18 protein-coding genes and 2 tRNA genes are annotated in these 20,482 nt (G+C 50.6%); 2 read left to right on the top strand and 18 right to left on the bottom strand.

The features are described 5' to 3' along the window. Positions 1-68: 68 nt before the first annotated feature. Positions 69-479, top strand: a complete 411-nt coding sequence (locus AC1RVX_RS19620; RefSeq protein WP_493218290.1) for a thioredoxin family protein — start codon at positions 69-71, stop codon at positions 477-479. A 123-nt stretch (positions 480-602) separates the two neighbouring features. Here AC1RVX_RS19620 and AC1RVX_RS19615 read toward each other — a convergent pair. From AC1RVX_RS19615 to paaA, 17 genes are all read right to left on the bottom strand, one after another. Next, a tRNA-Arg gene (locus AC1RVX_RS19615) sits at positions 603-679 on the bottom strand. Positions 680-880: 201 nt separating this feature from the next. Continuing rightward, positions 881-1,186 carry a hypothetical protein gene (locus tag AC1RVX_RS19610; RefSeq protein WP_493218289.1) on the bottom strand — a complete coding sequence of 102 codons (306 nt, stop codon included), beginning with the start codon at positions 1,184-1,186 and terminating at the stop codon, positions 881-883. Positions 1,187-1,374: 188 nt separating this feature from the next. Next, positions 1,375-1,767, bottom strand: a complete 393-nt coding sequence (locus AC1RVX_RS19605) for a DUF4279 domain-containing protein (protein WP_493218288.1) — start codon at positions 1,765-1,767, stop codon at positions 1,375-1,377. Positions 1,768-1,951: 184 nt separating this feature from the next. Beyond that, a tRNA-Arg gene (locus AC1RVX_RS19600) sits at positions 1,952-2,028 on the bottom strand. A 58-nt stretch (positions 2,029-2,086) separates the two neighbouring features. Then, positions 2,087-3,964: a potassium transporter Kup gene (locus tag AC1RVX_RS19595; RefSeq protein ID WP_493218287.1), complete on the bottom strand. Its 1,878-nt coding sequence runs from the start codon at positions 3,962-3,964 to the stop codon at positions 2,087-2,089. Positions 3,965-4,155: 191 nt separating this feature from the next. Next, complete coding sequence (locus tag AC1RVX_RS19590; RefSeq protein WP_493218286.1) at positions 4,156-6,984, bottom strand: ATP-binding protein; 2,829 nt, start codon at positions 6,982-6,984, stop codon at positions 4,156-4,158. A 205-nt stretch (positions 6,985-7,189) separates the two neighbouring features. Then, a complete protein-coding gene (gene paaZ / locus AC1RVX_RS19585; protein WP_493218285.1) occupies positions 7,190-9,244 on the bottom strand; it encodes a phenylacetic acid degradation bifunctional protein PaaZ in 2,055 nt (684 codons plus the stop codon). 34 nt (positions 9,245-9,278) lie between these two features. Further along, positions 9,279-9,878: a phenylacetic acid degradation protein PaaY gene (locus tag AC1RVX_RS19580; protein ID WP_493218284.1), complete on the bottom strand. Its 600-nt coding sequence runs from the start codon at positions 9,876-9,878 to the stop codon at positions 9,279-9,281. Positions 9,879-9,899: 21 nt separating this feature from the next. Beyond that, the gene (gene pcaF, locus AC1RVX_RS19575) at positions 9,900-11,102 is read right to left on the bottom strand and encodes a 3-oxoadipyl-CoA thiolase (RefSeq protein WP_493218283.1); all 1,203 of its coding nucleotides are present in this window, start codon (positions 11,100-11,102) and stop codon (positions 9,900-9,902) included. A 38-nt stretch (positions 11,103-11,140) separates the two neighbouring features. Continuing rightward, positions 11,141-12,469 carry a phenylacetate--CoA ligase PaaK gene (paaK, locus tag AC1RVX_RS19570; RefSeq protein ID WP_493218282.1) on the bottom strand — a complete coding sequence of 443 codons (1,329 nt, stop codon included), beginning with the start codon at positions 12,467-12,469 and terminating at the stop codon, positions 11,141-11,143. 99 nt (positions 12,470-12,568) lie between these two features. Beyond that, a complete protein-coding gene (gene paaI / locus AC1RVX_RS19565; RefSeq protein ID WP_493218281.1) occupies positions 12,569-13,063 on the bottom strand; it encodes a hydroxyphenylacetyl-CoA thioesterase PaaI in 495 nt (164 codons plus the stop codon). A 38-nt stretch (positions 13,064-13,101) separates the two neighbouring features. After that, positions 13,102-13,893 (bottom strand): 2-(1,2-epoxy-1,2-dihydrophenyl)acetyl-CoA isomerase PaaG, encoded by a 792-nt coding sequence (gene paaG, locus AC1RVX_RS19560; RefSeq protein ID WP_493218280.1) that lies wholly within the window; start codon positions 13,891-13,893, stop codon positions 13,102-13,104. Further along, on the bottom strand, positions 13,894-14,970 hold the full coding sequence (gene paaE, locus AC1RVX_RS19555) for a 1,2-phenylacetyl-CoA epoxidase subunit PaaE (RefSeq protein ID WP_493218279.1): 1,077 nt from the start codon (positions 14,968-14,970) through the stop codon (positions 13,894-13,896). Positions 14,971-15,003: 33 nt separating this feature from the next. Beyond that, entirely contained in the window at positions 15,004-15,531 is a 528-nt protein-coding gene (gene paaD, locus AC1RVX_RS19550) for a 1,2-phenylacetyl-CoA epoxidase subunit PaaD (protein ID WP_493218278.1), read from the bottom strand. Continuing rightward, a complete protein-coding gene (gene paaC, locus AC1RVX_RS19545; RefSeq protein ID WP_493218277.1) occupies positions 15,525-16,292 on the bottom strand; it encodes a 1,2-phenylacetyl-CoA epoxidase subunit PaaC in 768 nt (255 codons plus the stop codon). The genes paaD and paaC overlap by 7 nt, the downstream gene beginning before the upstream one ends. 45 nt (positions 16,293-16,337) lie before the next feature. Continuing rightward, the gene (paaB, locus tag AC1RVX_RS19540; RefSeq protein ID WP_493218276.1) at positions 16,338-16,622 is read right to left on the bottom strand and encodes a 1,2-phenylacetyl-CoA epoxidase subunit PaaB; all 285 of its coding nucleotides are present in this window, start codon (positions 16,620-16,622) and stop codon (positions 16,338-16,340) included. Positions 16,623-16,640: 18 nt separating this feature from the next. Continuing rightward, positions 16,641-17,630, bottom strand: a complete 990-nt coding sequence (paaA, locus tag AC1RVX_RS19535; protein WP_493218275.1) for a 1,2-phenylacetyl-CoA epoxidase subunit PaaA — start codon at positions 17,628-17,630, stop codon at positions 16,641-16,643. 219 nt (positions 17,631-17,849) lie between these two features. On the opposite strand from paaA, the gene paaX reads away from it, so the two are divergent. Continuing rightward, complete coding sequence (gene paaX, locus AC1RVX_RS19530) at positions 17,850-18,764, top strand: phenylacetic acid degradation operon negative regulatory protein PaaX (protein WP_493218274.1); 915 nt, start codon at positions 17,850-17,852, stop codon at positions 18,762-18,764. A 105-nt stretch (positions 18,765-18,869) separates the two neighbouring features. Here the strand turns inward: paaX and aceB are convergent, their stop codons facing one another. Next, positions 18,870-20,456: a malate synthase A gene (aceB, locus tag AC1RVX_RS19525; protein WP_493218273.1), complete on the bottom strand. Its 1,587-nt coding sequence runs from the start codon at positions 20,454-20,456 to the stop codon at positions 18,870-18,872. Positions 20,457-20,482: the final 26 nt, after the last annotated feature.

Here is a 20,482-nt window from a genome sequence, read left to right as displayed (position 1 = left end):
GTTCCATTCAATTCAAGGCTGGCTTTTGCCAGCCGCACCCGATCGCCCAGTTCGGTTAAAATTGTCATATGAATGCAATCACGAATACCGAACACATCCCCTCCATCAAGGCAGAACTGGCAAACAAGGACTGGCTCATCGCCTGCCTGTGCGCTGCCTGGTGCGACACCTGCAATACCTATCGCACGGCTTTTGACAGCCTGGCACAGCAGCATGCTGATAAATGCTTCGCCTGGATAGATATCGAGGACCAGGCCCATCTGGTGGATGAAGTGGATATTCAGGACTTCCCTACCATCCTGATTCAATACCGCGATCAGGTCATCTTCCTCGGAACAGTGTTGCCTGATCAGATGCAATTACAAAGATTAATCGCATCCATGACTGAGCAAACGCCAGGCCCCGACATCAAACGCAGCGCCGTCAACCAGGACGCCCCGGAAGGCTGGAATATACGACAACTGATACTGGCAAGCTGACACAGCAGTAGCCATAACGGCGTCGAACACATGGCCAACGACCACACGCCCTAGCCATTCCGAAGGATATTTCAACACCAGAAAGACAAAAGGGACTAGATTTTCATCTAGTCCCTTTAAATCTGGTGCGGCTGGCAGGAATCGAACCCACGACCCCTTGGTTCGTAGCCAAGTACTCTATCCAGCTGAGCTACAGCCGCGAAAAACGAGAGTATAGCACGGGTAATCTGAAAATAAAAAGCCCTTTGGGGGAAATATTTTGGGGTTTTATGGACTGGATGCCGACTCCGATAGCCCACATTTCCCAATTATTAACAAAATGGAATCCAACTTTCAATGGCATTCCGGCATTACGCTATAGACGTTCGAAACTCAAACTCATTTAGCTTCTGTTGCACCTCTTATTTGAACTCGCGATTCTTTTTATTATCAATAATGTTTTTTACACCATCAACCAAAGGATCAAAACTAGGATAAATTTCCGTTCCTTTTGGAATCTGCTTGCCCTTCTCTGATTCTGGCAAAATTGGCGGAGCATCAATAAACGCAAAAAATATTGGACCAAAAAAAGGAATTACTGCAATGTATACCAATATCACCTTCCCCCAAATTTGCCCCGGTCTTCTCAAAAGATTAATGGAAATTTTTGTGCTTACAGCAAATGAAATAATTAGTAAGGACCAAAATAAAATTGGGTGTGTTTCCATGAAATTTCCCTGCTTTATTGAACCAAAACAACTCGCCATTTTAAGCATCTGCAAGACACTCTTATCCAGTCTGGCTTATCTGGGTTTTCAAATCTAGCAAACTTTTCAACAATGAATTTCGATCAGTGCGCACTTCAAGCATAATAAATGACGATGTACGTCCTGGCACCGACACGGCAATAATACGATTAATCATCATCAGAAAAGTAATTATCCAAAAAAAGCGGTGCGCCAAAATCAGCAAGTTTTCTAAACAGCTCAGGTGAAAATCTTGGTCCACCGTCAAAGCTTTGCTGGAAATGACCACACCACCAATATTTTTTACATTCCGTAAATTTTAAATCGATTAAATCTTTCTTTACGAAAAGCTCTCCAAGTACATGAAGGAGCCCATCTTCCAGCGAATCCCACTCGATTTGTGATGCAGAGCCTCCGTAAGACCAGATTGAATTACGTCCATTATAATTTTCGCCCGAAGGATGCACACGCACATGAGATGGCTGTAAACCCAATATGTCAGTAACCTCTGATGGAATCAAAAATCTCCCCTCAATCCGGAACGCAACTGAGTATTTGTGCATTTCAACTCACCCGCCAGTCAATAAAAAAAGCAAAAACAACTTTTGCATTCCTCACTTTAAACCCAATTTGAACACCTTTTAGCCGCAAGTCATTCATGCCAATCAGATTAACTCAGTAAACCCGACAACAAACCAAATCCCAAAAGACAAAAGGGACTAGATTTTCATCTAGTCCCTTTAAATCTGGTGCGGCTGGCAGGAATCGAACCCACGACCCCTTGGTTCGTAGCCAAGTACTCTATCCAGCTGAGCTACAGCCGCGAAAGACCAAGATTATAGCATAGGCATTTTTATTTTATAAGCCCCCTGCTGCCACTTTTTAGATTTCCACCTGTGCGCCGACTTCAATAACGCGGTTGCTGGGTATTTGGTAATAGTCAGCCGCATCACGGGCGATACGGGACATGGCGACAAAAACACTTTCGCGCCACGCGGCCATGCCACTGCCGGGGGTAGAAATAATGGTCTGGCGCGAGATGAAATACGAAGTTGCCAACGATTCAAATGTCAGTCCAAATTGCTCGCACAGTGCCAGCGCAGCAGGGATATCTGGTTCATTCTTGAAGCCATAGAACACGTCAATCTGGAAGCAGGCATTACCCAGATCTGTCACCTTGACGCGCTGGGCGTCTGGCACCCAGGGGATTTCCCTATTGTGCAGCGTCAGGAAGATAACGCGCTCGTGCAGTATCTTGTTGTGTGACAGGTTATGTAGCAGGGCATGCGGCACGCCGTCGGCTTCACCGCGCAGGAATACTGCAGTACCAGCTACCCGCACCGGTGGTGAGACGAACAAAGATTCCAGGAAATCTTCCAGCGGGATGGCGTGTTTTTTTAGATTATCAAACACCAGTTCGCGCCCACGTTTCCAGGTCATCATCAGGGTAAACATGACAAGGCCAAGCACGACCGGGAACCAGCCGCCGTGGAAGAACTTCAGCGCATTGGCAGAGAACAGTGAAAAATCTATGAACAGGAAGAAGCCAGTCGCCACATAACACAGCAAAGGGTTATATTTCCAGCCGTAGCGGATCACAAAGAAAGTCAGCAGCGATGTCACCAGCATGGTGCCTGTAACAGCAATACCGTAGGCAGAAGCCAGGTTGGACGAAGAACCAAAACCAACTACTGCAGCAACCACTACGACCAATTGCAGCCAGTTCACTGCAGGAATATAAATCTGCCCGATTTCATTGGATGAGGTATGCACGATTTCCATCCGTGGCATGATGCCCAGGGAAATGGCCTGCTTGGTCATGGAGAAGGTGCCAGAGATTGTCGCCTGCGACGCAATTACAGTAGCGACCGTAGACAAAATCACCAGTGGATAAACACTCCACGCGCCCAGTTGTTGATAGAAGGGATTGTCAACTGCTGCCGGATTCGCCAGCAACAAGGCACCCTGCCCCAGGTAATTCAGGGCCAGCGACGGGAACACAATCATGAACCAGGCTCCGCGGATAGGTTTGGCGCCAAAGTGTCCCATGTCTGCATACAAGGCTTCGGCACCAGTAAATGCCAGCACCACAGCACCTAGTGCCAGAAATGCCAGCATTTTATGCTCCGTCAAAAAGGCGAATGCATGTATTGGATTAAGCGCCCATAAAATGCCTGGCATCTTAAGAATGTTGTACGCACCCATGGCTGCCAGCACCAAAAACCAGACCACCATGATGGGACCAAACCAGTTACCTATACCGGCTGTACCTTTGTATTGCACCGAATACAGTAACAACAGCACCACCAGCGTAATCGGCACCACATAGGGCGTAAAAGCAGGCGTTGCCACTTCCAGCCCTTCTATAGCTGACAAAACAGAAATGGCTGGTGTAATAACACCGTCGCCATAAAACAACGCTGCCCCAAACAAACCCAGGACCAACAGTGTGAAATGCCACTTGGAAGACTTACCGACAGATTCCAGTGCCAACGCAGTCAGGGCCATGATACCGCCTTCACCACGGTTGTCTGCGCGCAAAATCAGGGTGACATATTTGATTGCGACGATAATCAGCAGACCCCACAATATCAGCGAGACTACGCCGAAAATATTCGCTTCATTAAGTGGTAAGCCATGTTCTTTTGAGAACACCTCTTTCATCGTGTAAAGAGGGCTTGTTCCTATATCGCCATATACGATGCCGACAGCAGCCAGAGTTAAGCCTGCCAGGCTGCTTTTTGTGTGTTGATTAGCCAATTGTGTACCTTGTTATTATTGGTGCATTGCACAATAGGTGATTCCGCGATTATTTTCAAGTAAGTACAACAAAAAAACGGTGCTTGACAAGCATCAAATTCAGGAGTTGTTTTTACAAAAAATTTACGCAAACCAATATTTATTAAACATGCCTTTTTTACTTCGGAATACCAGCCTGTCACTTACTACCCTCAAACCACTAAAGGCAAATCCAGGAAAAAGCTGGTACCGCCCCCAATACTGCTTTTGACGCTCAATTGTCCATGCAATATCGAAGTTGTAATGTTATAGCAAATATTCAAACCCAGGCCACTGCCTCCCTGGCCCAGCTTGGTTGTAAAAAAAGGATCAAAAATGCGCTTTTGATTTTCTTCCGGAATGCCAGCACCATCATCTGAAAAACCGATCAACACGTGCTGATCGTCCAGCAGTGACACATCAATACGCATGTGGCCAGATTCGACATGATCAAAGGCGTGCAAGATGGAATTTTCTACCAGGTTGCTGATAACCTGCCCCAGCGAGCCAGGATAACTATCCATATGGATGTTATAGGGCACATTCAGTTCAATGGTATGGCCAGTCTGGGTAATGCGTATATTTAGCGTAGCAATGATGTCGTGCAGAACCTGGCGCAAATCAAAGCTGCGCCTTTGTTCCGAAGTGCGGTCCACTGCCACTTGCTTGAAGCTGCTGACCAGGGTAGCAGCACTGCTTAACCCACGCATCAGGATTTCTGACGACATTTTGACTTCTTCGCAAAAATTGTTCAGGTCAGAACGACGCAAGGTTTGCCCTAGCAATTTGCCATGCAAGACTTTGCTGCCATCCTGCAAAGTACTGGCAACCAGCAGGCAATTACCTATCGGAGTATTAAGCTCATGCGCGACACCAGCTACCAGTGAACCAAGCGCAGCCAGTTTTTCTTGTGCCAGCAAATGTTCTTGCGTTTGCTTTAATCGCAGATAGGCGTCGGCATTCCCCAAGGCAATTGCACCATAGGCGCACAGGGAACGGAAAATCATTTTTTCGCGTGCGCCATAGACAAACTGTTTCGATGATTGTATGGTCATAGCCCCCAGCACCCTGTCACCGATGATCAACGGCGCAAACAGCATGCTGTGTACTTTTTCCGTACCAGGAATATGGCTTGGCAAATCGTCTTCGCCACCAAGTTCTATGGAAATTTCACGTCTTTCCTTCACACAGCGTATCGAATTGGATACGGTACTGTGCATATAGACGGTATCGTGTTCTATCGGCACACCGTTTTCCACACCGAAAGCTGAAGTCATGGATAGCTGGTCATCATTCATCAAATAAATGACGAAGGCGGTGACATGCAGTAAATCATGTACGTGGCGGTTAAGTGCATCAAAGACGGCAGCTGCGTCCAGACTACCAGTAATTTCTTGCCCTATCGCACCCAGTTTTTCCAGCACGGCGCTGGTTTGCTGCAAAACTTCAGCCCGTTCTGCCTCAGCTGCAGCCAGTTGGCGCAGGTGTTCGCCTTCTGCCTTCATGAGTTCAGTCTGCTGACTCAACTGCATGGCGTTGACACGATTCGCGGCCTCTTGATTATGGATTTTTTCGCTTGCAGCTATGGCTTCACGGCTATACTCATAAGCTTCTTTATAGCTACCTGTTGCGGCATAAGCATTTGCCAGTTCCTGATAGAGTTCGCCCGGCACCGTAAAACCACCAATATGACTGGCAATATCCATTGCCATACCCAAATAATAAAGCGGGGCACTGGCAGCCTGCATATCCTCAGGTGGCGGTAAAAAATGACGCGCATGCAAGGCAGCCAGCACCCGCAAGACTTCGACATGGCGATAACTGTCTTTACTGTGTCGCACCAGTTCCAGCGCCTCCAGCGCAGCCAATTGCGCTTCTTGTGCCTGCCCCAATTGAGATAACGCTGCCGCATAGCCCCGGCGAGAGCCTATCCGGAAATCCAGGTGATCTTTATTGTCAGCCCAAAAAATCAGTTCAGAGAAACTCTTCAACGCTGTATCGAAATCACCACGATCCAGCGACAAATCCCCCAGGCAACGCAAGGCCAACAAATGCGAGCGTGAGCCAACAACATTATTCAAGATAGGAAAAGCGCTTTCCAGCATTTCTCTGGCGCTATCAAGCCGCCCAAGACGACGCAGGGTTTCTGACATTTGAATCAGGCAGTTGGCGATACTGTTAGGCCAACCGGTTTCCCTGGCAAGATTCAAACCTTCCTGTATCCAGCGCAAGGCAGTCTGGTGATCACGCATACTATTGAAAGCATCGCCGATATTGCTGGCGACGCTAATAAGACGCCTTTTTTGTCCATACCGCCGGGCGACTTCAAATACCTGTATGCCACGCGCTGCCGACTGTGCAAAGTCGCTGCTGAGGGAAGAGGTATAAATTAAAAATTCATTGACGTAGCTATTCACAAATGGGTCGTCACCCGCCGTTGCCGGATTACGTTGTGCACCCCAACGCTCTATGGCACGTGGTAGATTACGCAATACCATCAGATTCGACAGCACGGTTTCAGCCACCAGTTCGCGCATGCTATCCTGAGCCTGTCGGGCAAATAAAATCGCCCGTTCAGCCTCTACCTCCATCATCTGCATTTCACCTTTCAGCAAACCAACGCAGGCCAGCAAATAGTGGGCGTCTGCAGCCAGCAGGGCCGTATCGCGCGTTCTTTCATGTGCAGACAATTGCAAACTTGTTTCTGCCAATTGATGCGCATTATCAAACTCACTGAAAAGCCATGCAACTTCTGCCCTCACCAGCAATAATCTGGCATGCGACAAGCAGGATTGAGGCTCTGTATTGCTGGCAGGGTTAAGCTGCGACAGTTCACTTAGCAAGCTCTCTGCCGCATCCGCCAGTTTCAGAGCTTTAGCTGTGTCACGCTGGCGCATGTGCCAAGCCAAGGTTACCATCATTTGCAGCAGTTCTTGCCCTTGCAAACATGGCAATTCGCATTCCCATTGCTTTACTTCGTCATCAGTAACGAACATGTCCATGGGATAAGCGTCGGTATTAAAAGGTCAAGTATGGTGGGTGGAATAAGTCCTGTTCCAGAAATAGTATCAGATCAATCTGGAAAAGTTCACTTTATCCGTATCGCTTCAGCATCATTTAGATATTGTTAACAAAAAGCTGCCTTGCTTGAAATTGGCAAGTTTGGCGTAAGCAAGTCATGTTAATTTTTTGGCGAAATTTTAAGAGCTATGCAATAACACCTGCTTTTTTGGCCACCAATGTCAAAATATCATAGGATGCGACCAGTTCATTGCTCTGATTAGTCACTTCCACATCCCAGGCTACCACGCCCTGCCCCACACCCTTGGCATCTTTCTTTTGCCTGTCTATCTTACGCTTGCAAGTCAGACGGGCGCGTATGGTGTCGCCTATACCGACAGGCTTGATGAAACGCAGGGTATCCAGTCCATAATTGGCCAATACCGGACCTGGCGCAGGGGAAACAAATAAACCGGCAGCGGCTGACAGTACAAAATAACCATGCGCAATACGCTTGCCAAAAGGACTTTCTTTAGCAGCTATCTCATCAAAATGCATGTAGAAATAATCGCCGGACAAACCACCAAAGGCAACTATATCAGCCTCACCGACGGTGCGCCTGTGGGTCAGCAAGGACATACCTATTTGTAAATCTTCAAAATAACGGCGGAAAGGATGGATGTCGGATTCCAGTACAGCCGCACCACGTACATGTTCTGCCGTGACTGCTGCCAGCATGGTGGGTGAACCCTGCACGGCAGCTCTTTGCATGTAATGTTTGACGGCTCGGCTGCCACCCAGTTCTTCACCACCACCGGCACGGCCAGGACCGCCATGTTTCAATTGTGGCAAGGGTGAGCCATGGCCGGTTGATTCTGGTGCCGATTCGGCATTCAATATCATCAGACGACCATGTCTTGCCGCCATATGCGGTATCGCCAGCGCAGCAATATGCGGATCTTTGGTGACCAGGGTAGCCACCAGGCTGCCACAGCCTTTTGCGGCCAAGGTCAATGCTTCCTGCATGTCCTTGTAAGGCATCAGGGTGGTTACCGGACCGAAGGCTTCAATCTCATGCACAGCCTGATTTTGCATGGGTTGGCGGCAGACGATCAGGGTCGGCGCGACAAAAGCACCCTGCTCCAGCCCTTCGCCCTGCAATTGCGTAGGTACGGTGCCACCACAGATAATTTGATTGCCTGCTGCCAGTTGCTCAATGCTGGCAAGCACGTCGTGCTGCTGTGCGCGGCTGGCCAGTGGCCCCATGCGCACACCTTCAATGCGTGGGTCACCGACGACGGTTTTATCCAGCCGGGCACGAATTTTTTCTGCTACTGCATCCAACTGTGCAGCAGGCACCATGGCCCTGCGTATGGCTGTGCATTTTTGCCCGGACTTGGCAGTCATTTCACGCACCACTTCCTTCACGTACAAATCCAATTCTTCATCACCGGCCGCAACATCCGGCCCGAGTATCGCGCAATTCAATGAATCGGCTTCGGCATTGAAGGGAATAGAACGGCGCACGATATTTGGATGCACCTTCAATTGTGCCGCCGTAGTAGCAGAACCGGTGAAGGTGACGACATCAGTTTCTTCCAGCAAATCAAGCAGATTGCCGGTGGAACCGATGATCAGTTGCAGACTGCCCTCAGGCAGCAAACCGCTGGCATGAATTTGCCTGACCAGAGCCTCGGTCAGATACGATGTTGCGGTTGCAGGTTTGACTATGCAAGGCATGCCAGCCAAAAAACTGGGGGCAAATTTTTCCAGCAAACCCCAGACTGGAAAATTGAAGGCATTGATATGCACTGCCACACCCTGGCGCGGCACCAGGATATGCGTGCCAGAAAAATGCCCTTGTTTACCCAATGGTATGGCCGGTCCTTCATGCACCACATTCCCAGACGGGAATTCATTCGTACCTATGCTGGCGTAGGCAAATACGGTTCCTGCACCGCCCTCTATATCTATCCAGCTATCACTGCGCGTCGCACCAGTGTGGGATGAAATGGCGTACAGATCTTCTTTATGTTCGGTCAGGTATTTGGCCAGAGCGCGCAGGATGGAAGCACGCTGCTGAAAATCCAGGGCCAGCAAATTCTTCAGGCCGATCTGTCTTGCATAAGTCAGTGCTGCGCCAAAGTCCAATACTTCAGCATGGCTGGCGTAAATCGCGCTGCCATCAATGGCGCTATGCAAAACTTGTTGAGGTTCTGCACCCGTCCATCCACCAGCTATCCAGCTTTGCAAAATCTTCATGAGCTACTCTTTTAAATAATGAGGTTTGTCAGGATCAGGACTTGGTGCCGTAGCTTGGCAAGCCTGCTGCCAGCGCGATGCGCGGGCGGTTTTCTTCAACGGCAGTCAGGGCTTCCACTTCCTGCATGCTGGCGAGTGAACGGCGAGTCAGCGCATGGTATTGCGCCGTGCCTTCAGTCTTCCAGGCGATTTCTTCATCACGCAAGGCACGCGCAATGCGGGCTGGTGCCCCCATCACCAGGCTGCGTGGTGGCACATCCATACCGGCTTTGACAAAGGACATGGCAGCGACGATGGATGATTCTCCGATGACGGCCTTGTCCATGACCACGGCATTCATGCCCACCATCGCGTTTTTTCCAATATGACAGCCATGCAGGACTGCACCATGACCGATATGCCCATCTTGCTCCACCACCGTATCACTATCGGGAAAGCCGTGGATAACGCAGGTATCCTGCACATTTGCACCTTCTTCCAAGACGATGCGACCAAAGTCACCACGCAGGCTGGCCGAAGGGCCGATATAACAGCCAGGCCCGACAATCACATCGCCGATCAGTGTGGCGCTGGGGTGCACATAAGCAGTGGGGTGCACTACCGGTATCAGACCATCGATTGCGTATATCGTCATGCCATGTCCTTTTGTTTGGCTCTAGGCACGTTCTATTATCAGCGCAATACCCTGCCCCACACCTATGCACATAGTGCACAGGGCATAACGGCCTTTGATGCGGTCCAGTTGGTTCAATGCAGTCGTCACCAGGCGTGCACCGGATGCACCCAGCGGATGCCCTATCGCTATCGCGCCACCATTCGGGTTGACATGCGCAGCATCGTCAGCCAGACCAAGATCACGCGTGACTGCCAGGCCTTGTGCAGCAAAGGCTTCGTTAAGCTCGATCACATCCATTTGCGCCAGACTCAACCCCGTTTGCGCCAGCAATTTGCGTGTTGCCGGCGACGGCCCAAAACCCATGATGCGTGGTGCCAGACCTGCCGTGGCCATGCCGACGATACGTGCGCGTGGTGTCAAACCGTGCTGTTTTACCGCAGCGTCTGAAGCCAGCAGCAAGGCGCAGGCACCGTCATTCACGCCGGATGCATTGCCGGCAGTGACTGTGCCATCCGGCTTGACCACGCCTTTAAGGCGGGCCAGCATGGCGATGTCTGTATCGGGTCGTGGATGTTCATCGGTGCTGAACAGGATGGCATCGCCCTTCTTTTGCGGGATGCTGACGGTGATGATTTCGCCGGCAAAAAAGCCGGCGGCGTGGGCCGCGGCCCAGCGTTGCTGGCTGCGCAGAGCAAAGGCATCCTGATCAGCGCGGTTGATGCCAAATTGTTCGGCCACGTTTTCTGCGGTTTCCGGCATGGAATCAATACCGTATTTCGCCTTCATTAAAGCATTCACAAAACGCCAGCCTATCGTCGTATCTTCTATCTTTGCCGCACGTGAAAAAGCGCTGTCGGCCTTGGCCATGACAAAGGGTGCGCGCGTCATGCTCTCTACCCCACCAGCAATGATCAGCGACGCTTCGCCAGATTTGATAGCGCGCCCACCTATGCCTATGGCATCCAGGCTGGAACCGCATAAACGGTTAATGGTATTGGCTGGCACATCTACCGGCAAACCGGCCAGCAGTGCAGCCATGCGGCCAACATTGCGATTGTCTTCACCTGCCTGATTGGCGCAGCCGTAATACACATCATCCACCAGTTTCCAGTCCACGCTGGCATTGCGCTCCATTAATGACTTGATCGGAAGGGCCGCTAGGTCATCGGTACGTATACCGGACATGGCACCGCCGTAACGGGCGAATGGGGTTCTGACTGCATCACATATCCATGCTTCCATAATGATTATCCTGGTCTCTATAGGTTAGTATTTTTCATTCAGGCCTTGGGGCGCTTGTCTACAACCCGCCTGGCCTTGCCCACCAAAGTGCGCTCTATGCTGTTGGCTGGCAGTATGCTGACCTTGCAACTGACGCCGATAAAGGTTTTGATATGGTGCTCAAGCTGCTGGTGCAGACTTTCTACCTCATGTACAGACAATTGCCCTGATATTTCAGGACGCAATTCAGCCAGAATATCGAGCTTATCCATATGCCCGTCACGCGTCACTATCAGTTGATATTGCGGTGCCAGTTGCGGATGTTTGAGTATCAGTTCTTCTACCTGACTGGGGAATAAATTCACCCCCCGGATAATGAGCATGTCATCAGTGCGCCCGGTGATTTTACCCATGCGGCGCATGGTTCGCGAAGTTGGAGGCAGCAAACGTGTCAGGTCGCGCGTACGATAGCGTATGACAGGGAAAGCTTCTTTACTCAGTGAAGTAAACACCAGTTCCCCCTCTTCGCCATCGGGTAGCACTTCTCCGGTATCCGGGTTAATGATTTCCGGATAAAAATGGTCCTCCCAAATCACCGGCCCATCTTTGCTTTCTATGCATTCGCTGGCGACACCGGGCCCCATGACTTCTGACAAACCATAAATATCAACGGCATCGATACCGGCGCGCATTTCGATTTCACTGCGCATGGCATCAGTCCACGGTTCGGCACCGAAGATACCTATACGCAGCGAAGTGTTGGCGGCATCAATCCCCTGGCGCGTCATTTCTTCTACGATGTTGAGCATATAAGAAGGTGTGACCATGATGATGGAAGGTTGAAAATCCTGTATCAGTTGCACCTGCTTTTCAGTCTGCCCTCCCGACATGGGGATGACTGTACAACCAAGGCGCTCTGCCCCGTAATGCGCACCCAGGCCACCGGTAAACAGGCCATAGCCATACGAAACCTGCACAATATCCCCGGCACGACCACCGGCAGCGCGGATAGAGCGGGCCACCAAACCTGCCCAGGTATCAATGTCTTTTTGGGTATAGCCGACCACGGTAGGTTTACCCGTGGTGCCGCTGGAAGCATGTACCCTGACCACTTTTTCACGCGGTACGGCAAACATGCCGAAGGGATAGTTGTCGCGCAAATCCTTCTTGCCGGTGAAGGGAAACTTCGCCAGATCAGCCAGGTTTTTCAAATCGTCGGGATGTACACCCGCCGCATCAAAACTGGCGCGATAGTGTGCCACATTGTTGTACACGTGGTGCAAAGTCCATTTCAGACGCTGCAATTGCAGGGCTTGCAATTCATCCTTGCTGGCGGTTTCTATTGCGTCCAGGCCCGTAGCTATTTTTCTATCTGTGTTGTCTGCCATCTTTTGTCTCCTGCTCACTCAGCTTATTTACTCAGCTTATTTACTCAACTTAGTCACTTGGTTTGTTCGTTGTCTTATGATTGAAGGCAATACGCAGTCTCAGCTTGGAATTGTGTTCTCTTGCAACACCAGACCAGGCACCACTTCCGCATTCAGCTTGTGCGACTTGCCGCGAAACAGGGCAATCAACTGTCCATTCTGATTGGTGAGGCGCACATCGTAAACGCCAGTACGGCCAGTCAATGATTGCTCGGTCGCGGTCGCCGTAATGACATCTCCTTCACGTCCAGGTGACAGATATTCTATGCTGCAACCGGCAGCAACTGTCACATGGTTACGGCTATTGCAGGCAAAGGCAAATGCACTGTCGGCCAGGGTAAACAGATAACCACCATGGCAAGTCTTATGTCCATTCAGCATATTGGGTTTGATCAGCATGCTGAGTGTTGCCGTGCTCTCACCTACATGCACAATTTGTATATCCAGCCCACGTGTTGCAGCATCGCTGGCAAACATGGCGGCGGCAGTGAGTTCTGCCATGTGCTGACTGTCTTTGCAGACTTGCTTATCTGCTTGATTAGCTGGTGTATTCATCAATACTGTTCCTCCAGGTAAAGGCATTACATTCCAGATTATTTGCCGACAAATTTTGGCGTGCGCTTCTCGACAAACGCCGCAACACCTTCGCGATAATCTTCGCTCTGCCCCAGCTCACGCATCATGCTTGTTTCCAGTACCAGTTGCTGTTCAAGCGTATGTTGCGGGCTGGCGTAGATTGCCTGCTTGGTAAAGGCCAGGCCCTTGGTCGGCGCAGATGCAAAATGTCTCGCCAAAGCCAAGGCTTCGGTTTGCAGTTGGTCGTCATCCACACATTTCCAGATCAGGCCCCATTGCTCTGCTTGTTCAGCACTTATTTTTCCACCCAGCATGGCTGCACCCATGGCTCTGGCAGTTCCCAGTGCACGCGGCAGGAAGTAAGTGCCGCCGGTATCCGGTATCAAACCCAGCTTGCAAAAGACTTCAACAAAACTGGCAGAACGTGCTGCCAGCACGATGTCGCAGGCCAGCGGCAGATTGGCCCCGGCACCTGCTGCCACACCATTCACGGCACAAATGACGGGCATGGGTAAAGCGCGCAGGGCCAGCACCAGCGGCGCATAATATTTTTCAACTGATGCACCGAGGTCTGGCGGAGCGGCGTCCGCACTCACCGCACGATCAGACAAATCCTGGCCAGCACAAAAGCCGCGTCCAGCGCCGGTTAACACCATGACACGAACCGAGGCATCGGCCCGTAACGTTGCCAGTGCATCCTGTATTTCCAGATGCATGGCAACGTTGAAACTATTGAGTTTTTCTGGGCGGTTCAGGGTCAGATAGGCAATGCCTTCGCTGATGTGAAACAGAATATGGGAATAGTCCATTCAATTCTCGCTATCAAAATCCAGGGTCAGGGTATCGCTGACGGGAAAGCTTTGGCAGGTCAGCACGAATCCACGCGCCACTTCATAATCCTCAAGGGCGTAATTCCTGTCCATATCGACCTTGCCCTCCACTACTTTGGAGCGGCAGGTGGAACACACTCCACCCTTGCAGGAATAACGCATATCATGCCCCAGCTTCAGGGCAGCATCCAGCACGGATTCATGGTCTTTTTCCATATCAAAGTGGGTGTGATGTCCATCCACGATGATGGTTACGGCGCAAGATGATTTTCCAGGTAAAGGCTTGGTGCTGGCGACATGCCGGTACGCCGGTATGCTGGCGGCAAATAGCTCAACCTTGATATGGTCTTTGGGCATGCCGCTTTGCTGCAAGGCTGCACTGACGGCATGCATCATTTCTTCCGGCCCGCAGATAAAGGCGGCATCCATGTCAGAAATTCGTATCCATTTATCAAACAGGCTCAGGCATTTTTCTGCTGTGATGCGGCCATTGAACAAGTCTATATCCTGCTGCTCACGGCTCATAATGTAGATCAGGTTCAGGCGTTGCAGGTAACTGTCTTTCAGCGCCGCCAGTTCTTCCTTGAACATGACTGTCGATGATGCGCGATTGCCGTATACCAGAGTAAACCTGCTGTGTGGTTCGCTTTGCAGCGTTGTTTTGATGATGGACAGTATGGGCGTGATACCGCTGCCAGCAGCAAATGCCAAATAATTTTTTTTGTGCTCAGCAGCCAGGGGAAGATTGAAATGCCCCATGGCAGGCATGACATCAATATGCATGCCAACACGCAAGTTGTCATGCGCCCAATTGGAAAATACGCCGCCCTGCGCACGTTTGACGGCGACACGCAATTGCCCATCCTGTACCGCAGAACAAATCGAATACGAGCGCCGCACATCTTCACCATCAATCTGTGCACGCAAGGTCAGGTGCTGGCCTTCTCTATAGGCGAAGTTCGCTTGCAAGTCGGCTGGTACGGCAAGGCTTAATACTACCGCATCCCGGGTTTCAGGTCGTATCTGACTGACCGTCAGGGGATAAAATTTGCTCATGTACTGAGGTCTCCAATTATTTTTTATTATTCGCTAATGCGGTTTGAAGTAATCAAAAGGCTCAAGGCAAGTACGGCATTTGTATAGGGCCTTGCAGGCTGTTGATCCAAACTGACTGACCAGTTGGGTATCGACAGAACCGCATTGCGGGCAAGCGATGGCTGGCTGCGCTTCACGATAACGTTGTATGGATGAGATATCCACCACTTGCTGCTGTGGTGGGGCAATGCCATAGCCGCTGAGTTTTTTCTTGCCTGCTTCTGTCATCCAGTCTGTACTCCAGGCGGGTGACAATTGATAAACAATGCTGTGTTTGTTGATGCCATACATCTGCAATGTTTTTCCAATCTCATCGGCAATTACGTCCATGGCCGGGCAACCAGAGTAAGTGGGGGTAATTGTGATCACGCATTCCTTACCCTGCCATTCCACGGCGCGGATAATGCCCAGGTCTGTCACAGAAATGACCGGTATTTCAGGATCACTGACCTCTCCCAGCCATTGCCAGATCTGTGCTGCGCTGGCAGGTGGAGCGAGTGCATCTACCTTGGCAACTACCATTGCGCCCCCGGATAAGCACGCTGCAGGAACTGCATTTCTGCCAGCAGGTAACCCATGTGTTCTGTATGCACGCCTTGCTTGCCACCTTTGTGCATCCAGCTATCTGCATCGGGCAGGCGTAAGGTAGCCGTGTGCAAAACATCGGCAATATGGGTATCCCAGGCGACTTTCAATGCCGACGGCAAGGGCGCGACGCCTGCTGCATGCATGGTGTCATCGACGCCATCATCCATGAGCAATTCACCAGTAAATCGCCAGAGTTCTTCCAGTGCAGTCTGCATCATTTTGTGACTTACATCAGTACCATCTCCAAGACGGACCACCAGATCGCTGCTGCGACGTAAATGGTAAGTAACTTCTTTCAAGGACTTTTCTGCGATGGCAGCAATCTGCTGATCCTTAGATTGCTTCAGTGCTTGCAAATAGTAGTAATGCCAGGCATCGAACAAGAATTGCCGCATCAGGGTATCTGCATAGCTGCCATTCGGCTGTTCGACCAGCAAGAAATTATGGAAGTCGTGTGCGTCACGCAAGAAAGCCAGGTCGTCTTCTGTACGTCCCCTGCCTTCCAGTTCTGCCGCATAGGCATACCACAGTCTGGCCTGACCTATCAGATCAAGGGCGACATTGGCCAGTGCCATGTCCTCTTCCAGCGCTGGTCCTTTGCCACACCATTGCGACAGGCGCTGGCTCAGTATCATGACATTGTCTGCCAAACGTAAAACATAATTGAACTTGCGATTGTGCTCATCCGCTGACATGTCAATTCTCCAGAAATTATGTGGCTATGTGTTGGCGCAGTTCAATCACAGATTCTTGACTTCGTCCGGCATCGGAAAGAAAGTTGGGTGACGGTACACCTTGCTGTCCGATGGCTCAAACAAGGCCTCTTTGTCACCGGGGCTGCTGGCAAAAATATCGCCTGCACGTGCCACCCAGATGCTGACACCTTCATTGCGGCGCGTATACACATCGCGTGCATGGTTGATTGCCATTTCCGCATCCGGCGCGTGCAGGCTGCCCACATGCTTGTGCGCCAGGCCGTGCTGGCTGCGGATGAATACTTCCCACAAGGGCCATTCTTTGCTCATGATCTGCCTCCAGTATTTTTATGCACTCTTTTTATGATCTTGCTGCTTGTCTGCATGTGCTTGTAGCGCATCACGGAACCATGCCCCATCTTCATAAGCCTTGACGCGGGTACGTAGCCGTTCACGGTTGCAGGGGCCATTGCCTTTCAGGACCTGGTAAAACTCATCCCAGTTGATTTCGCCAAAGTCATAATGGCCGCGTTCTTCATCCCACTTGATGGCTGGGTCAGGCAGTTGCAGGCCCAGGTATTCAATCTGTGGCACGGTTTGGTCCACCATACGCTGACGCAATTCATCATTCGAAAAAAGCTTGATACGCCATTGTGCCGATTGTGCACTGTTCACTGACGCCGAATCTGACGGACCAAACATCATCAGCGCTGGCCACCAGAAACGATTCAGGGCATCTTGTGCCATGGCCTTTTGTTCTGGAGTGCCACGACACAGTGTCATCATGATGTCGTAACCCTGGCGCGCATGAAACGATTCTTCCTTGCAAACCCGTATCATGGCGCGTGAATATGGGCCATAAGAGCAACGGCACAGTGGTATCTGATTAATGATGGCAGACCCGTCAACCAGCCAGCCTATGGCACCCATATCAGCCCAGCTTAAGGTTGGATAATTGAAGATGCTGGAATATTTGGCCTTGCCGGAATGCAGATCATCCAGCAATTGATCACGCGATACCCCCAGGGTTTCTGCGGCGCTGTACAGGTACAGGCCATGCCCTGCTTCATCCTGGATTTTGGCCAGCAAGATGGCTTTGCGTTTTAAAGTGGGTGCACGGGTAACCCAGTTCCCCTCTGGCAACTGACCTACGATTTCGGAATGTGCATGCTGGGAAATTTGCCGTATCAGGGTTTTCCTGTAGGCATCAGGCATCCAGTCTTTGGCTTCGATGCGGATACCGGCATCGATTCTTTCCTGAAAGGCACGCTCTGCATCACTTAACTCTTCAGATGTGCGGACTTTTGCAAGACCTGTTTCCACTAATTGCGCATACATGACAACATCCTCTTCTGGGTACTTTGTAAAAATACAAAACCTTGATCTGCCTCAAGCAATTATATGATACAGTTTTTATTAATGTCAGTATTTTTTTGTATCACTTAAATTAAACAGGTATTTACCCATGAAAATAGCGGGCAGTAAATTTGAATGCACAGCGCCAGGCTTGGGTAAAATCTGCCTGATATCATCTGCCTCTTAATCTAAAAGTATCGTATGCGAAATGAAGCAAAAATCCAGGACTGGATAGAACTATGCATAGCGAGAGACCCGCCACGCGCCAAATCATTGGTGATGACGGTGTTTGGCGATGCCATAGCACCGCATGGCGGCAGTATCTGGCTGGGGGAATTAATCACGCTGATGGGCCATTTCGGCATCAGTGACCGCTTGGTACGCACCAGCGTTTTCAGGCTGACCGATGAGGGCTGGCTGGAAGCACAACGTGATGGCCGCCGCAGCAGCTATCAATTGGCAAGCGCTACCTATGCCCGTTTTCAGCATGCGTATAAAAGGGTGTACACCCAACAATCCCCTACGTGGGATAACCACTGGACCTTGCTGATTGCCAGCAATAATGATGCAGGCAGCGGCAATAAAAACCAGTTGAAGAAGGAATTAAGCTGGGAAGGCTTCCGCCAGATCAATACCGGCGTCTTTGCTCACCCACAAGCAGACAGGGTGGCTTTGCAGGATATTCTGGAACGTACAGGCTATCGTGATCAATTGCTGATCTGCAGTGCCAGAGATGATGAACAATTGCAGGGCCAGCCCTTGCACTCCCTGATCAAGTCACACTGGCAACTGAATGAAGTCAATGCCAGTTACCAGGAATTCATCAACAATTTTTCTCCCCTGCTTAAATTAATCAGCAATCAGGATCTGCCAGCACCCGCCGCCTTTGTCATACGCAGTCTGCTGATCCACAACTTCCGCCGTACGCAATTACATGACCCGCACTTGCCAACAGAATTGCGCCCCGCTAACTGGGCGGGTAGCAAGGCCTATCAGTTGTGCCGGGATGTGTATCAATCCTGCTATCAACAGGCAGAACAACTATTATCCGACGCGCTGGGTGATAGCAGCACAAAACCTGCTGGTGAGGATTTGCAACAGCGCTTTGCCGACTGATCACAGCAGTACCAAAGCAGTACCAAATGCAAAAAAGCGGGCCAGTCATCAACTGGTCCGCTTTTTTTAATTCGCCACTATCAGATCAGCGTAAGATGTCTTTGATCAAATTTCTTCATACAATGGCAGGGTCAGGAATTCAGCAAAATTTTCTGAAGTCGACATCTCTTCAAAAATTTGCGCTGCGCGGTCATAGGTAGGACCTGTACCGGCAACTTCTTTGACCTTGAGCAATTCTTCAGGAATCATGGCGCGGACCATGTCGGCAGTAACCTTGCGGCCATCTTCCAGATTACCCTTGGCTGAACGTATCCATTGCCAGACTTGTGAACGACTGATTTCTGCCGTTGCAGCATCTTCCATCAGGTTATGGATAGGTACGCAGCCATTGCCAGCCAGCCATGCACCCAGGTAATGGATGCCGACGTTGATGTTGTAACGCAAACCCGCTTCGGTGATTGGCGTTTCTGGCTGGAAGTTCAGCAAATCCTTGGCGCTGACTTCGATATCAGGGCGCTGCTTGGAAATCTGGTTAGGTGCATCGCCCAATACCTTTTTAAATTCTGTCATCGCCAGTTCAACCAAGCCAGGATGCGCTACCCAGCCACCATCGTAACCATCCGTTGCATCGCGGGCTTTGTCGTTGCGTACACCACCCATAGCGATGTCGTTTTTCTCTGGATCGTTCTTGATAGGGATCAGCGCTGCCATACCACCAATCGCCGGCGCATTGCGCTTGTGGCAGGTTTTCAACAACAGCAAGGCATAAGAACGCATGAAAGGCGCAGTCATGGTGACCTTGGCACGATCTGCCAGGCAAAAGTCTTTGTCGTTCTTGAATTTTTTGATGCAAGAGAAAATATAATCCCAGCGACCGGCGTTCAGGCCAGAGCTATGTTCACGCAGTTCATACAGAATTTCATCCATCTCGAAAGCAGCAACGATGGTTTCAATCAGCACTGTGGCCTTGATGGTACCTTGCGCCAGGCCGGTTTCATTTTGTGCCATGACGAAAATATCATTCCACAAGCGCGCTTCCAGATGCGACTCCATCTTTGGCAGGTAGAAATATGGGCCAGCACCGCGTGCCAATTGTTCTTTGGCGTTATGGAACAGGAACAGGGCAAAATCAAAGATACCGCCAGAGATGCGCTTGCCATCGACCAGCACATGTTTTTCATCCAGGTGCCAGCCACGTGGACGCACGACTAGCGTGGCGATCTTGTCATTCAATTTGTAAGACTTGCCGTTTTGCTCCAGGCTGATGGTGCGGCGCACGGCATCACGCATATTGATCTGGCCAGTGATTTGGTTATCCCAGTTTGGCGTGTTTGAATCTTCAAAGTCAGTCATGTAACTGTCAGCGCCAGAGTTGAAGGCGTTGATGACCATCTTGCGCTCTACCGGGCCGGTGATTTCCACACGGCGGCATTCCAGTGCTTTAGGGATAGGCGCGATCTTCCAGTCGCCTTCGCGGATATGCAGGGTTTCTGGCAAGAAGTCTGGTGTTTCACCAGCATCCAGACGCTTGGCGCGTTCCACACGTGCTGCCAGCAGTTGCTGGCGGCGTGGTTCAAATGCACGGCTCAGTTTGGCAACCAGGGCCAAGGCTTCCGGCGTCAATATCTCGGCAAAGCCAGGCTTGATTTCGCCAGTAATTTGCATGCCTTCGGGTAAAGTCAGTTGTGTCATGATGGTCTCCAGAAAAATAATGTAAA

This window comes from Undibacterium sp. GW821-FHT11B02 (assembly GCF_058808955.1).
Note: the sequence above shows the minus strand (reverse complement) of the source record. Positions and strands in the feature narration are given on the sequence as shown.